A 15,443-nucleotide genomic window follows, 5' to 3' on the forward strand; every position below is an offset into this window, starting at 1 on the left:
TCGTCAACTCATGAACACATAACTGAAACATCACGAGTGTTAGCTTCACAACATAAACACATAAAAACCGCAGGTCAGAGCGCTTGCATGCGGATGTGACCTCGTGTGAAGCACACGGGTAAAGGTTCAGTGTTACTTTCACGACCCGACGGCTCACTCCGCGTTCAGCGCGGGCTCGACCCCGCCGCGGACCGGGTTCAGCGCATACTGTGAGCTGCCGTGAGCAGCGCGCCACGGATCGCGGCGTCCTCACCCAGGTCGCTGGTCACCAGTTCGAGCTGGGCCAGGGCACCGCCCAGGGTCCCCAGCTCCATCGCACGGCGCATGGGCTCCAGCAGGAGGGCACCGGCCTCGGCCAGGTCGCCGCTGACCACCACGCGGTCCGGGTTGAACAGGTTGGCCATGATCGCCACACCCTGTCCCAGAGCCGTCCCGGCCTCGGCGATGATGCGTCGGCTGCCCGGATCCTCCCCCAGGGCCGAGGCGACCACGCCCTTCAACCGGGCCCGATCCGTCCCGGGGGCCAGGTCGTAGTTCCTGGGCAGCATGTTCAGCAGGTAACCGGTGCCGACGAAGGTCTCCAGGCAACCGCGGTTACCGCAGCGGCACACCTGCCCGCGCGGGTCGAGCCCGATGTGCCCGATCTCGCCGGCGGTACCGCCCGCGCCCCGGAAGAGCTGACCGGACATCACGATGCCCGAGCCGACCCCTTCCCCCAGCACCACCTGGATGACGTGCTCGGCGCCCTGCGCGGCGCCCGCCCTGCGTTCGGCCACCACCGCGAGGTTGGCGTCGTTCTCGGCCAGCACCGGCAGGCCCAGCCGCTGCTCCAGCGCCGCGGCCGGACGGAAGCCCGCCCAGCGGGGCAGGCAGGAGATGGCACCGACCTCACCGGTGTCGGGCGCGATGGGGCCGGGGACGGAGGCCACCACCGAGGCCACCGTGCCCAGATCGATCCGGGCCCCCAGCAGGGTCGTCTCGGTCAGCCACGCGGCCCGGCGGATCGAGCGTCCGGCATCAGCGGTGACCTCGTAGGCGATGCTCTCGCGGGCCAGCATGTTGCCGTCGCTGTCTCCGACCGCCACCCGGATCTGGTCGACCGCGAAGTCGACGGCCACGACCGTTCCAGGCGGGCGCAGCAGGGTGACGGCCCGCGCCCGGCGCCCGTTGGAGGAGGTGTTGCGGACCGAGACGGTCCCGGCCGAGCGCAGACCGCGCACGATGTTGGAGACACTGGCCGCGGACAGGCCGGTGGCACGGGCCAGTTCGGCCTGCGTCTGGGTGCCGTCCTGGCGCAGCACGTCCACGACCCGCCGCTCGTTGGCCTGCCGCAGCGCGGACTGGGACCCGGGGGTCGTGCCGGTGTCGGTCACCACGTTCCCCTTCGTCCGCAGTTCTTCGCTCTTCGCGCTCTGGCCTTGTTTGGAGGAATGCTACAAGCAATGAACGGAGTTCAGGACCTCGGTACCCGTGGTAACACGTCCTAGGATCTCGGACATGTCAGGGGAGCATGCCGAGGTGAGTACCGACCGGCCCGGGTGGGCGGAGCGCGTGGCCGGGGCCGTGCTGGCCGCGCCCCGGCGCGGCCCCGCGGTGCGGGTGGTGGCGGTGGAGGGGCGTTCGGGTTCGGGCAAGAGCACGGTGGCCGAGCAGCTGCGCCTGGCTCTGGCCGGGCGCGGTGAGCCGGTGGTACTGCTGACGATGGAGGACCTCTATCCGGGCTGGGGCGGTCTGGCCGAGTCCTCGGTACTGCTCGCGGAGTGGGTACTGATCCCTCTTGCGCGCGGGCGCGCGGCGGCCTGGCGCCGCTACGACTGGGAGCGCGGCTGCTTCGGGACGGAGTGGGAGGGCCTGCCCGCCGAACTGGTCGAAGGCGGCGGAACGCTGATCGTGGAGGGGTGCGGTTCGGGAGCCGTACCGGTACGCGACCTGGTGGACCTGCTGGTGTGGGTGGAGGTGTCCGAGGAGACACGTTCGGAGCGGCTGGACCAACGGGAGGACGCCGCCCTGTACGCGCCGTACCGGGAGCGGTGGGCCCGTCAGGAGGACGCCCTGTACTCCGTGGATCCGCCCCGCGAGCGCGCCGACCTGCGGTTGGACAACGGCTGAGGCGGGGCCGCAAACCGCTCGCAGACACAGAGCCGTGTCATGGTCACACCACTCTGAGAGTCATGGTTCACTGTCACCTGCACCACAAGTGCAGTTTTGAGCCAATTGACCGTAAAGCTGCCGTTTGTCGGGTTCACTCACCCTCCTGAACCCGCTCCCGTGACCTTCGGGGCCGCTGGTTTTCCAAGGATGTACATCTTGACTACGACGCAGGACGGGTCGGCGAAGACCCCCACCCGCAGGATGCGCCTGACCATCGGCGCCCTCTCCGCCATCGAACGCGTCGGCAACAAACTGCCGCACCCGTTCTGGCTGTTCGTCATCATGGCCGGGCTGGTGATCCTCGCCAGTGTCGTGCTCAGCGCGCTGAACGTCTCGGTCGTCTCACCGGCCGACGGTGAGACCGTCTCGGTCACCAGCCTCCTGAGCACCGAGGGCATCCACTTCATCATCGGCGACGCGATCAGCAACTTCGCGGCGTTCCCGCCGCTTCCGCTGATCGTGGCCGTCATGATCGGCGTCTCGGTCGCCGAGCAGAGCGGGCTGATCACCGCGGCTCTGCGCGGCAGTGTCACCCGGGTACCGAAGAAGTGGCTGACCTTCGCCGTCGTCCTCACCGGTATCAGCGCCAGTGTCGCCTCGGACGCCGCCTACGTGGTGTACATCCCGCTGGCGGCGATGGTGTTCAAGGCCGTCGGGCGCAGCCCGATCCTCGGTTTGGTCGTCGGCTTCGGATCGGTCAGCGCCGGATACAACGCGGCCCTCACCATCACCCTGACCGACGCGCTCATGTCCGGCCTGAGCACCAGCGCCGCCCAGATCATCGACCCCGGTTACGTGGTCAATCCGCTGGCGAACTTCTTCTTCACCTTCGCTTCGGCGATCTTCCTCGCGATCGTGATCACGCTGCTGACCGAGCTGGTCCTGGTGAAGCTGTCCGGCAACGCCCGGGAGGACGAGGACGCCGAGATCGGCGACCTCGGGTCGATGCTCCTGACCGACAGCGAGCGCAAGGGCATGCGCCGTGCGGGCCTGACCCTGCTGGTGTACTTCGGCCTGATCGCGGCAGTGCTGGCTCCCCCGGCGTCGCCGCTGCGCGGGGAGGACGGCGGCGTCCTCAGCTCCCCGCTGCTGAGCGGTGTCGCCTTCGTCCTGGCCATCGCCTTCCTCCTCGTCGGCATCGTCTACGGACGAACCACCGGCTCACTGCCGACCATGGCCTCGGTGCCGCCCGCGATGGCCGTCGGTGTACGCGAACTGGCCCCCGTCCTGGTGCTCTTCTTCGCCGCCGCCCAGTTCATCGCCTACTTCTCCTGGTCCGGCATGGCTGACGTGATCGCGATCAGCGGAGCGAACTTCCTGGAGTCCACGGGGGTTCCCCCCGCGCTGCTCTTCGTCGGTTTCCTGGTTCTCGCCGCGATCCTGAACGTCTTCATCACCAGCGGCTCGGCCCAGTGGGCCCTCATCGCGCCCGTGTTCATCCCCATGTTCATGCTGATGGGCATCAGCCCCGAGACCACTCAGGCGCTGTACCGCATCGCGGACTCGGCGACCAACATCATCAGCCCGATGAGCGCCTACTTCATCATGGTTCTCGGCCTGCTCCAGAAGTACCGCAAGGACGCGGGCGTGGGCACGATGATCTCGCTGACGCTGCCGATCAGCATCACCGTGTTCGTCTCGTGGACGCTGTTCTTCTTCCTCTGGTGGGGCCTGGGCATCCCCCTCGGCCCGGGGACTCCGTACACGTACTAGCCGGTTGACTAATCGCACGGAGCCGCCGTGGTCACCCGACCACGGCGGCTCCGTCGTTTCAGCGGTTCAGCTGTTCAGTACCGCTGCTGGGGCGGGTGAGAACAGATCTGGCGGGCCCTCTGCATGTCGGCGTCCATCCTGCGGAGCACCTGGGTCAGATTCCAGCCCTGGTCAGGGAGATTCCGCATCCGGTGGTTCCGCGCGTGGCGCACGCGCGCGTTCCCGTAGCGGTTGGTCTCCTGAAGGCTCACAGCCAGCCAGGCCGCGCCCAGAGCACAGGCCATCAGGAAGAGCATCATGCCCAAGCCCGAGCCCGACGCCGCCGCGGCGGCGGGAATAGACGCGATGAAGCAGAAGACCGCCCCGCTCCCGAGCCACGCCCTCAGGGACGTGTTCTCCCCTTCCGCTTTGGCCGTGGCGACCAGCGCGTTGTGCTCGTTGTGCAGCGCCTCGTGCCGTCGCTTCCAGGCGTCGCGCTGCTGGACCAGGGTGACGATGTTGGGCAGGGAGGCGTAGACGGCCGCGGCCGACCCCACCTTCTGAGCTCCCGAGGACAGGTCCACGCGCGGCCAGAGCGCCCCCGTCCAGTCCACCACCCCGGGCAGGCCGCCCGGGTCCGGGGGCACCACGAGTTCCGGGTTGAGCAGGAAGGCCAGTACGAGGGCGGGCTCCACCCTGCACTCGAACCCGCGCCAGCCGTTCAGGTGGTGAGCGAGTTCCCGGTGGAAGGCGGCACCGGCCCGTTCGGCCTCCTCGATGTCCTGGGCCAGCTGGTGCAGTCGCGGGGCGTCGTCGCTCCGGTGCTGAGCCATCAGCCGCAGCAGCTGCGGCCGGGCCAGCAGCATGAGTTCGTTGGCCTGATGGCCGCCGGTGATGAGCGGTCGGGGGTCACGGAACAGCTGGCGAAGTCCCTCGACCGTCAGGTCGTGGCCGCGGAAGCGGGGCGGCAGCTCCGGACAGGCCTGCGCGACGAAGGAGGCCACCGCCAGGTTCGCGTCCCGGACCTCCCGGCGGAACAGCGAGCGGTCCACCTTGGTGTCGTTGATGTCGTTCATGACCCAGGAGCCGAGCATGGCGCGCTCGGCGGGGTCGCCCAAGACCATCACCGCGGCCGACCAGTGCTGCTGCATGGCGGCGGCCAACTCCTCGATCCGGGTGAAGCGGACCCCGACGAAGCTGTACGGCGGAGCCTCTCCCCCACTGGTGCGGGCAGGGGCCGAGACCGGGGCGGCGTAGGAACTCTGCGTGCGCGGTGGGGTGGGCGGTGGAATGGGCCCGGGAGCCGACGGATCCGGAGCGGGGTTCGGAGCGATCTTGGTGTACTGACGGGTGGGCGGAACCGGTGCCCCCGCCACCCGGGTGGGCGCCACCGACGAACCCGGATCCGGATCCGCGGTCTCCACAGGCTTCGCCGCGGTGCCCGCGACCAGGTGGTGCAAGAGCGAAGCGGCGTCCGGACGCCGCTTCGGGTCCTTGTCCAGACAGGCCAGGACACTCTCCAGCAGCGGACCGGACAGGTCCCCGGTGTCGGGTTCCCCGGACAGCACCCTGGCGATCCGCGAGGCCTGGGTGGGACCGTGGAAGGCCTCCCGACCAGTCGCGGCGAACACCATCACCGAAGCCCAGGCGAACACGTCCACCGCCGCGGTCAGCCGCATGCCCTCCAACTGCTCCGGGGCCATGTACCCGACCGTCCCCACGATGCCGCTGGCCGTCACCGAGGTGGACTCCAGCGCCCGGGCGATCCCGAAGTCGATCACCCGCGGCCCGTCCTGGGCCAGCATGATGTTGTCCGGCTTCAGATCCCGGTGCACCACCTCCGCCGCGTGGATGGCCGCCAACGCGGTCGCGGTGGAAACCGCGAGGCGCTGGAGCTCGGCGCCGGTGCGGGGGCCGTCCTCGGCGACAGCGCGCTGGAGGGTGGGGCCGTCGATGTACTCGGTGGCGATCCAGGGTTCGTCCGCCTCGGGTTCGGCGTCCAGGATCGCCGCGATACAGAAGCCGCTCACCCGCCGGGCCTGCTCGACCTCCGCCGCGAACCGGCGCCGCATGTCCGTGTCACGCGCCCAGCTGGCGTGCAGGATCTTGACCGCCGCCCTGGTCCCGTCCTCGGCCTCACCGAGGAACACCTCACCGAAACCGCCCTTGCCCAGCGAACGCGTCAGGCGGTACGGACCGACCCTCCGGGGGGAGGGGGCCACGTCCGTGGTCTCGTCCACGAGCCCACCCTTCCTTCTTCTCTTGTCTTCGTGTTCCGGAGCTGAGCGCTGACCTCAGCCGGCGGTGAGTCTGCGCGCCTGGGCCAGGTCCGCGCGGATGCGTTCCACTCCGGAGGTGAGCTGCGGCAGCTGGTGAACGGTGTTGTGCAGTTCCATGGCCCGCTGACGTCGGCGGGCGGCCCGGCCGCAGATCACCACGTTGGTGGCGATGGCGCCGAGCAGGACCGGGACCGCGATCAGCCCCACCCACATCGCCAGGTTGCCGAAGAACTCACCGGCCCCGCCCATGTGGTACATGACGAAACCGACAGGGAGGCCGAGCAGGGCGAACTTGCTTAGACGGGTGGTCCTGTCCAGCCGTTCCTGGAGTCGAACCTTGCCGAGGAGGGCCTCATGGGCGGTGGACACCTCGGAGTAGCGGCTCTCCCAGTAGCGGCGCTGGCGGGACAGGGCCTGGAGGGTGCCCGTGGACCCGTGGATCGCGGCGGCGTACCCGGCGTTGTCCGGGGCGTCGGAGTTCATGACGCGCTGCCAGAGGATGTCCACCCACTCGGCGACGCCGGGGTCGCCGTTGTCCGTCGGCGGAACCATCTGGCCGGGGTTGAGCAGGAAGGCCAGGACCAGCGCGGGGTTGACGTTGGGGGTGGTCGAACGCCATCCCTCCAGCTGCTGGGCGAGCTGTTGGTGCAGGAGGTTCCCGGCGCGCTCGGCCCGGTCCAGCTGTTCGGCGAGCCGCTGGTACTCCGCGGACTCGGGGCCGTGGTGGGCGCTGATCAGCCGCAGGAGTTCGGGCCGGGCCAGCAGGACCATCTCGTTGGCCAGCGGTGCACCGGTCAGCAGGGGGCGCGGGTCGGTGAAGAGCTCACGGAGCTCGGTCAGGGAGATGCCCCGGCCCCGGAAGACAGGCGGCAGGTCAGGGCGGGTCTGGGCGATGAAGGAGGCGACCGCCAGGTTGGCGTCCCGGACCTCGCGGCGGAAGAGGGCTCGGTCGACGGTGGTGTCACCGAGGTCGTCCATGATCCAGGCGCCCAGGGCCGCGCGTTCGACGGGGTCGCTGAAGACCTGGACGGCGGCGCCCCAGTTGCGCTGCATCGCCTCGGCCAGGGTGCCGGGGTCGAGGAAGCGGACACCGACGAAGTGGTAGGGCGGCACCGGTCCGGTAGGACCGGGCACCGGGGTGTGCGGGCCCGACCTCCGGCTGTGGGGCGCGGAGTGCGGGGCGGACTGCGCGAACGGCGGGGGCTGCGGATAGTGATGGGACTGCTGTGTCTGGGGCTGCGCCTGCTGGGACCGTGCTTGCTGGGATTGGGCGTCAGCCGGGGCCATCCGGGTGTAGGCACGGGTCGGGTCGACCTTGGCGGGCGGGGCCACCCTGGTGGGGTCGACCGGTACGACACCGGCGGGCGGGTGTTCGGCGACCCTGGTCCCCTCGACCCCGACCCGGGTGGCGGCGTCGGGCGAGGACACCACCGCGGTGGCCGCGTGGTCCCCGATCGGCCGCGGGGCCCGGGCCGGCGCGCCGGCGGCGGGGGCGGAGATCAGCTGCCGCATGAGGGCCTCGGCGTCGGGCCGCTCCCGGGGGTCCTTGGCCATGCAGGTGCGGAGCGTGTCGGCGAAGGCACCCTCGAGCCCGCCCAGGTCCGGTTCTCCGCCCAGGATGCGGGCGATGCGCGCGGCCTGGGTGGGACCGTGGAAGGCCTCCCGCCCGGTCGCGGCGAAGACCATCACCGAAGCCCAGGCGAACACGTCCACCGCCGCGGTCAGCCGGGCCCCTTCGAGCTGTTCGGGGGCCATGTAGCCGATCGTGCCGACCACCCCGCTGGCCGTCACCGAGGTGGACTCCACCGCACGGGCGATCCCGAAGTCGATCACCCGCGGCCCGTCCTGGGCCAGCATGATGTTGTCCGGCTTCAGGTCCCGGTGCACCACGCCAGCGGCGTGGATGGCCGCCAACGCGGTCGCGGTGGCGACGGCCAGGCGCTGGAGCTCCGTCCCCGAGCGCGGTCCGTCCGTCGCGACGGAGGCCTGCAGGGTGGGACCGTCGATGTACTCGGTGGCGATCCACGGTTGGTCGGCGGCGGGGTCGGCGTCCAGGATCTCCGCGACGCAGAAGCCGCTCACCCGCTGGGCCTGCTCGACCTCCGCCGCGAACCGGCGCCGCATGTCCGCGTCGCCCGCCCAGCTGGCGTGCAGGATCTTGACCGCCGCCCTGGTCCCGTCCTCGGCCTCACCGAGGAAGACCTCACCGAAACCGCCCCGCCCCAGGGAACGCAGCAACCGGTAGCCGCCGACCCGCTCAACCTCCGTGTCCTGGTTCTGAGGCTCGTCCACAGCCCGCCCCGTTTCTCATAAGCGTTCTCGGCGCCCCGGCCGGGGCGCCATGTCAGGGTGCCACAGGCTACTGACTCCACGTGCGGGGGCCCGGTTCCGGCATCTCCCGATCCGATGCCCGGCCGTTACCTCCGGCTGCCCGAGTGGTCGCCGCGCAGGACGCGCTCGACCAGGTCACCCCGGAGAGCGCCGTACCCGGTGGCCGCCCAAACGCTCTCGGCCGACGGAACCTCGTAGTAGGGCACCTCACGCCCCTGGTGGCGGGCGGGCAGGACGGTCGGGCGCAAGCGGTCCCGGACCGCCTTCGCGCACTGGGCGCACAACGGCACCCTGATGTCGTGGCGTCCGCCGAACTCGCGCCACTTCGTCGGCTTGGTGACCGTTCCGTGCAGCGGATTCGCGTAGCAGTGGGAGCGGAGGGGCGCGGATCGCTGGCGGTTGACGGGCCGGGTCGCCCGGTCCAGGTGGTCCTCAGCCATGTCCAGCAGCACCAGAACCCCGACGATGTCCTCCAGTGCCCCGGTGTCGGGCAGCCTGTCGTAAACCCTGCGCGCGGCCGCGTGTGCGTCCAGGGCCTGGTGGAGGGCCTCCGCCGCGGCGTCATCGCCGTTCGGGGTCGTCTGGCTGAGCCGTTCGCCGAATTCGACCACTTCCTCCCCGGCACGGAGGAGCAGTTCGTCCCGGTGGGCCCGGTTCGCGTTGTCGAAGGCGGCGTGTTGGGCGAGCACGGGGACCGGCCGGGGCCTGCGCCAGCGGTGGAGCGCGAAACCGAGCCCCAGCAGGGCGAGCCCGGCCAGAATCCAGGGAAGTACCGAGAACAGCGTGTACGCCCCCAGGCCATAGGAGTGCCAACCGTCGAAGAACCCCCTCTGCTCTCCTTCACTGGCGGCGGTGTGGAGGGCTTCCGGGTCGTCGGAGAGCGCGACCTCGACGGCTCGGTCCAGGCGCTCCGAAAGCGGGGCGTCCCTGCCCGGTTCGATCGAGGCCGTCAGGTAGCCGTAGTGGGCACGGAGGTCCCGGTCTCCTGCTGGGCCGAAGTCGCGCCCGGTCAGGGACCGACCGTCCAGGACCAGGTAGTGTCCCTCCTCCTCGCCGCCCCTGTCGTGCAGGGCCGCGGCCAGGTGGGAGGCGTCGCCGTTCCAGTCCCCGCCCTCGATCAACGGGACGGCTACCACCTTCAGCGGGATGCCGGAGTCGGTGATCCTGCTCTCCACATCCCGTGCGAGGTCCTCGGGGAGCGCGCTGGCATAGGAGGGGTCGACGTACACCGGAGACTCGTTCAGCGCGTCCACCAGACGCTCGGTCGCTCCTTGTGCCTCCCGCGTGGTGTCGGCGTGGCTCACCGCCGGTGTGACGGCCAGGAGAAGCACGGCCAGAGGCGTCACCGCGGCCGCGGCCCAACGGGGGCGAGCCGTCCTGTGGTCAGTGAACATCGGATTCCCTCAGCAGATCTTCGGCCTTGAGGCGGCCCCTGTTCCCGTAGCCGGTGGTGACCCACCGACGACCCAGCTCTCCGTGCCGCACACGCTTGTCCCCCGTGGCCCGGACCCGGAGCGTGCGGTGATCGCGTTCGCGCTCCGGCAGCGCCGCGCAGGAACCGCACAGGGGCTGGGGTCGGGAGGGCCCGTGGACCAGGGCCCGGCCGTGCAGGGGGTTCACCGCACATACCGGGACATCGGCCCCGGCCGCGGTGTCGGGATCGGGGTCGAGTCTACGCACCGCCCGTTCCGCGAGCACGATGATCCCGACCAGGTCGAGTTCGTCCGGTTGCCCGCCCAGAACCGCCAGGGCCGTGTCGATCTCGCGCACGGCCCCGTTCCGGCCCGGATGGTCCCGCGGAGCCGACTCGAGGGCCTTGACCGCCCGGCGCACCGCCCGGTCGGCCTGCGGCCGCAAAGCACGGCCCGGAACGGCACGTAGGCGCCCTCGGGCGCCGAGCGCCGTGCCCGCAAGGGCGAGGAGCAGCACTCCGGTGAGCGGTCCGACCAGGAACAGCGACTCGTAGAACCGGCCGGAGACGAACTCGGACCACCGTGAGCGTTCGTAGGGCGGTGCGGCCCTGGACTCCGCCCAGTCCGGTACCTCTGCTTCCTGCCCCGGATCGGCCGAGAGGTCTCCCAGCCAGTCCAGGAGTTCGACCGCCGCGCTCTCGGCCGTGTGGTCGGTCCGGTACCCGGTCACCTCCCACAGGCCGTACCGGTCCTCCGAGATGCCCGCGGCCTCCACGCCGAACAGGGCCACCTCCACCTTGGGGGAGCCGCCCCCGGTGGTGTCGTCCACGACGACGAAGACACCGTCCTCACCCATGACGTGGTGGAGCGCGTGCGCGAGGACCTCGGGGTCCCCGCCGGACTCATCGGTACGGCTCATCGACAGCACCGCGGTGTACACCGGGGCTTCGGCCCCCGCCAACCGGTCCGCGGTTCCGGTCAGTTCCTGGGCGCCCGTCCGCGCCAGGGGGTCCACGTACAGGGGGTCCTCGGACAGCGCTTCGGCGATCCGCTCGACCCGGACCGTGGAGGCGACGTAGGGGGCGGTCGACGGCGGGGTCGGCCCGTGGTGCTGTTCCTCCCAGGGCAGGGTCGCGGTGGCGAGGTGGACCACGGAGGCGGTCACCACGACCACTCCGACACCCAGGGTGAGGGCACGGCCCACCGACAGGCCGTGGTCCCCGGGCAGTACCCCGGTGTAGCCCGCCTTCTCGGCCTGTTTCCGCCGACCCGCGCGAACCATCCCCAGGAGTACGTACAGCGTCACCGCCGCTCCCGCGGCGGCCGCGGTGAGCTCGCCCAACTGGGTCGGGCCACTCGATGTGTCCAGCCGCAGTGCGCCGAGCTGGGATTCCACCCACCAGCTGACCGGCAGCGTCCGGGTCCACCGCAGCTTCGCTCGTTCGTCGAGGTCGGGGGCGGTCAGGGTGTCCACGAAGGTGTCGGCCATCGTGTCCATCGGGGTGTAGATGGTGAACGCCCGCTCCAGGGAGAGCGCCAGGCCGGCTTCGCGCACCGGCAGGTCCACCTGGCGGGTCACCGCGTGGACCTGGGACTGCTGCGGCCTCAGGTGGACGTACAGACCGGGCTCGTCCATCCGGTCCTGCAGCCCGGCCAGGAAGTCCCTGCTCGTGATCGAGTAGTCGGGGACGCCGCTGGCCACGACGTAGTACGGGACGTCGAGGCGGCCGAAGGATTCGTGCAGACTCCGCTCCAGCTCCACCGGGTCGTAGTCGCCGGCGAGGGAGTCGTGGACGACGACCGCCGCGCCTTCGGGCTCCTGTGCCAAAAGCCCCGTGAAGTACTCGGAGGCACCGACTCGTTCCCCGGCGGGACCGCCGGATCCGCTGTCGGCGGGCTCGCCGCCAGCACCCGGGTCGGCGGTTCCGGCATCCACGGACTCGGCGTCGGCCGGTACGGCGCAGAGCAGCACGAGGGCCGCCAGCAGCGGCACCGCCAGAGACGACAGCGCGCGGCGGACCACGGCCGCGGAGAGGGGAAAATGCATCAGATCAACCTATCCCAACGCTTCTACCTGGCAGTTCACCGGGGCTGACTCCCTCTGTGGTCCCCTCGCAGGATCCTCTCGACCAGATCGTCGGCGAGGGAGCCGAACCCGGTCGCCGACCACACGCTCTCCCGCGCCGGAACCTCGTAGTAGGGCACCGTCCGTCCCTGGTACTCGACCAGCAGAGCGGCCAGCCGGGTCCGGGCGCGCACGTTCCCGGCGCACTCGCGGCACAGCGGGACCCGCACGGTTCGGGTTCCGCCCAGCTCGCGCCAGTCCGTCTCGGCGGTGTCGGTACCGTGCAGCGGGTTGGCGTAGCAGTGGCGCCTCCGTGTGCCGCCGCGTCTGCTGTCCCGGGCCCGGACCATCCCGTCCTCGGCCGTGTCGAGCAGGACGAGCACGCCTGCGAGGTCGGCGAGGTCGTCCCCGTCCGCACGGTCGAGGACGGAGCGGGCTGCCGCGTGGGCGTCCAAGGCCCCGCGCAGTGCGTCGGCGGCGTCCCGGGCATTGTCCGGGCGCAGCGCGCTGAGCCGCTCGCCGACCTCGGTGAGCTCGCGTTCGGCTCGCCCCCGTAGTTTCTCCCGGTGTGCCCGGTCAGCGTTGGCGAAGGCAGCGTGCTGGGGCAGGGTCGGAACCTGACGCGGTCGGGTCCACAGCAGGTAGCCGCCGACGAGCAACAGGAACACCACACCAGCGGCCGCCCACCGCCACGCACCGCGCCATCCCGGTCCTTCTCCCCCATCGGTCCGCTCGGCGGGCTCGGTCTGCTCGGGTGTCGGCGAGGGAGCGGGGGTGGTACCGTCTCCGATCCCGTTGGCCTCCCGGTAGGCCTCCTGCGCCTCCTGGAAGGCGGCCGCGGGATCGTCCGCGACCGCGAACTCCACGGCCAGCTCGATCTCCTCGGCCAGGGGCGCGTCGAAACCGGTGGCGTAGGAGGCGGCGAGGGCCCCGTAGTGGGCGCGTAGATCCTCGTTCTCGTCACCGGTGTCGGAGTAGTCGGTACCGCGCACGGAGCCGCCCCCCATCACCAGGTAGTGGGCGCGTCCGCCGGTCCGGTCGTGGACGGCCCCGGCCAGAGCCGTCGGGTCGCCGCCCCAGGTGTCACCGTCCACCAGCGGCACCAGGAGCACCCGCACGGGCAGGCCGCTGTCCTCGATGAGGGAGACGACCCTGTCCCGGGCCTCCTCCGGAAAGGCACTGTCATAGGCGGGGTCCACGTGGACGGGCGAACCCCGCAGCCCTTCGGCGATGGCCTCGGCCGGTGTGGGGCTGTCGGCGAGGGCCCACGACGGAGCCAGGAACACAGGGGCCGCCAGGCACACGGCCAGGGCCGCACGGACACTAACGCGCACGGGTCTCCTCCAACAATCTCTCCGCGCGGAGTCGGCCCCGCGTTCCGTAGCGGGTCCTGACCCAGCCCCGCTCTCTGAGGGACAGGTGGGACACACCCCACCGCGTGCCCACGGCCACACGCAGCGGCAGCCGGAACCGGTCCGCTCGGCGCAGGCAGCGACCGCACATGGGCAGCCGCCCGCCTCCCCCGGGCAGTTCCGTTGCGCCCTGCCCCTGGGAACTTCCGTGCAACGGGTTGACCATGCACACGGCCCCGGGGGACCCGACCTCCTCGCCCGCGAGACGGTCCAGGACACGGCGGGACAGGACGACGACCCCGACCAGGTCGAGTTCGTCGGGGTCGCCGCCCAGCACGGTCAGCGCTGTGTCGGCGTCGCGGACAGCGGCGTCGGCCCCCGGGTGGTCCACGGCCTCCCTGATCGCGGCGGCGGCCCGGCCGGCCTCCCGATGGGCCAGGGGGCGCAGCCGACGCCCGGGGGCCGACAGCAGCAGACGGACGAGGTAGACCACCAGGGCGAGCGCACCGCAGAGGAGGACACCCGCCAGCGGGCCGATGACGAGCAGTCCCGGGAGGAAACCCTCCGACACGTAGCGCTCCAGGCGTGTGGGCGTCGGCTCTTCCGCCACCGGGGAACCGACCGCGTCAGGCACCGTCGGTTCGCTTCCCGGGTCGAGCCGGGCGCCGGCCAGCGCCTCCAGAATCCCGCCCGTGGGGTCGGCCTCCTCCGGGTTCTCCCACTGCCGTCCCCCCATCGCCTCCCGCAAGGACACCGGGTCCGCGTCGACACCTCTCAACGCGACCCCGGCCCTGCCGTCCCAGGCTTCGGCCACCACGTAGGCTCCGTCCTGTGCCACGGCGTACGCCAGGGCGTGGGCCAGGATGTCGGGGTCTCCCCCGGACTCGTCGGAGCCCGACATGGGCACGACGGCCACGAGGACCGGTACGGGGGCGTCAGCGACCTCCTCCCGAAGCCCCTCGACCCGTTCGGGGGCCAGGGAGGACAGGGGGTCGACGTACAACGGGTCGCTCTCCCATTCCCGGACCAGTCGGTCCACCCGCACGGTGGACTGGACGTAGGGGGGCTCGGTCCGGCTCCGGGCCCCGCCCTCGTCCTCGATGTCACCCGTGTCGGACGGGGCCGCGAGAACGTGTACCGCCCCGGCCGCGACGACCGCGACAGCGGCCAGCACGGACCCCGCCGCCCACCACCGTCCGGTGATGCGTGCCTGCCTCCCGCCCCCGCCCTGACGTGCGAGCACGAAGACGGTGCCGCCGATGCCCAGAAGGGCGCCCGCGACCAGGGAGGCGAGGAATCCGGTGTTCTCCGGCCCCACTCCGGAGTTCGGGTCGACCTCAGCCAGGAACTCCTGCCAGGCCGACGGGGCATCGGCCTCGTCAGCACCGGAAGCGGCGGTACCGGAAGCGGCCGGGAGCTCCCACGACCTTCTGGCTTCCTCCGCCCGTGCGGACAGGTCGGAAGCGGTGAGAGCGTCGACGTAGGCCCCGGCGACCTCGGGCAGCGCGGACCCGTGGTCGACCTCACCCGAATTCATGACGACTGTGGCCGCGTCTCGTACCGGCAGGTTGAACCCGGGGGTGGCGGCGGCCCGCACGACCGTGTACCCGTCCTTCAGGTACACGTACAACCCTTCCTCCCCCAGCCGGTCCTGAAGGGCGGCGAGGAAGGCGTCCTCGTCACGGACGGCGTTCAGGTCGGGAGCGGCGAAGACGTGGAAGGGCGTGTCCAGGCGTCCGAACTCCGCGCGCAGCTGCTCTTCGAGCGCTTCGGTGTCGTATTCCCCCGCCAGCAGCTCGCTCACCACGACCGCCTCGCCCTGTTCCTGCTCCGCCATCAGGGCGGCGACGTGCTCGGCCGGGGTCGGTGTAGCCGCCCCGGTATCGGCCCGGGCAGGTGCGGCGGCCACGGTGAGCACGAGGGCCACGCATAACGAAAACAGGAGTCCGAGGGGGAACACCCGTGCCCGAAAGCGGAGGAAGGCAGGCATAAGCCGAGGATATCCGGGGTCCGCCGCGGTGCTCTCCGCCCGGTGTCCCCGCAGGTCCGGAACGGCCGAGGAACCGGGGACGCACGAGAAAAGGGCCGCCACCGTCGGTTGGACGGTGGCGGCCCTCGATGCACCGCGCTCACGCCTGTTGGGCGCGGGCGGCGGTCTGGG

Annotated in this window: 9 protein-coding genes; 2 read left to right on the top strand and 7 right to left on the bottom strand. The window is 71.2% G+C overall.

Features of this window, described 5'->3' with window-relative positions; all coding sequences use genetic code 11:
- Positions 1–197: 197 nt before the first annotated feature.
- Positions 198–1,373 (bottom strand): ROK family transcriptional regulator, encoded by a 1,176-nt coding sequence (locus tag NE857_RS20520; RefSeq protein WP_017581051.1) that lies wholly within the window; start codon positions 1,371–1,373, stop codon positions 198–200.
- Positions 1,374–1,497: 124 nt separating this feature from the next.
- Here NE857_RS20520 and NE857_RS20525 point away from each other — a divergent pair, with 124 nt between their 5' ends.
- Positions 1,498–2,109, top strand: coding sequence for a uridine kinase family protein (locus tag NE857_RS20525; RefSeq protein ID WP_254417231.1), 612 nt, complete (start codon positions 1,498–1,500; stop codon positions 2,107–2,109).
- Positions 2,110–2,352: 243 nt separating this feature from the next.
- Positions 2,353–3,864, top strand: a complete 1,512-nt coding sequence (locus NE857_RS20530; RefSeq protein ID WP_254422050.1) for an AbgT family transporter — start codon at positions 2,353–2,355, stop codon at positions 3,862–3,864.
- A gap of 74 nt (positions 3,865–3,938) precedes the next feature.
- Here the strand turns inward: NE857_RS20530 and NE857_RS20535 are convergent, their stop codons facing one another.
- The 6 genes from NE857_RS20535 to NE857_RS20560 all read right to left on the bottom strand — a co-directional run bounded on the left by NE857_RS20535 (position 3,939) and on the right by NE857_RS20560 (position 15,191).
- Complete coding sequence (locus NE857_RS20535; protein WP_254417232.1) at positions 3,939–6,083, bottom strand: serine/threonine protein kinase; 2,145 nt, start codon at positions 6,081–6,083, stop codon at positions 3,939–3,941.
- Positions 6,084–6,137: 54 nt separating this feature from the next.
- Positions 6,138–8,414: a serine/threonine protein kinase gene (locus tag NE857_RS20540; protein ID WP_254417233.1), complete on the bottom strand. Its 2,277-nt coding sequence runs from the start codon at positions 8,412–8,414 to the stop codon at positions 6,138–6,140.
- Positions 8,415–8,539: 125 nt separating this feature from the next.
- Complete coding sequence (locus tag NE857_RS20545; protein WP_254417234.1) at positions 8,540–9,847, bottom strand: hypothetical protein; 1,308 nt, start codon at positions 9,845–9,847, stop codon at positions 8,540–8,542.
- The gene (locus NE857_RS20550) at positions 9,837–11,912 is read right to left on the bottom strand and encodes a hypothetical protein (protein WP_254417235.1); all 2,076 of its coding nucleotides are present in this window, start codon (positions 11,910–11,912) and stop codon (positions 9,837–9,839) included. Before NE857_RS20550 ends, NE857_RS20545 begins: the two co-directional genes overlap by 11 nt.
- A gap of 35 nt (positions 11,913–11,947) precedes the next feature.
- Entirely contained in the window at positions 11,948–13,264 is a 1,317-nt protein-coding gene (locus NE857_RS20555; protein WP_254417236.1) for a hypothetical protein, read from the bottom strand.
- Positions 13,254–15,191 (bottom strand): hypothetical protein, encoded by a 1,938-nt coding sequence (locus NE857_RS20560; RefSeq protein WP_254417237.1) that lies wholly within the window; start codon positions 15,189–15,191, stop codon positions 13,254–13,256. Before NE857_RS20560 ends, NE857_RS20555 begins: the two co-directional genes overlap by 11 nt.
- Positions 15,192–15,443: the final 252 nt, after the last annotated feature.

Source organism: Nocardiopsis exhalans, from assembly GCF_024134545.1.
GTDB lineage: Bacteria > Actinomycetota > Actinomycetes > Streptosporangiales > Streptosporangiaceae > Nocardiopsis > Nocardiopsis exhalans.

Excerpts from the sequence above, each read along its gene's own strand:
- NE857_RS20545 (WP_254417234.1), bottom strand. The coding sequence starts at position 9,847 with ATGTTCACTGACCACAGGACGGCTCGCCCCCGTTGGGCCGCGGCCGCG.
- NE857_RS20550 (WP_254417235.1), bottom strand. The coding sequence starts at position 11,912 with ATGCATTTTCCCCTCTCCGCGGCCGTGGTCCGCCGCGCGCTGTCGTCT.
- NE857_RS20530 (WP_254422050.1), top strand. The coding sequence starts at position 2,353 with ATGCGCCTGACCATCGGCGCCCTCTCCGCCATCGAACGCGTCGGCAAC.
- NE857_RS20525 (WP_254417231.1), top strand. The coding sequence starts at position 1,498 with ATGTCAGGGGAGCATGCCGAGGTGAGTACCGACCGGCCCGGGTGGGCG.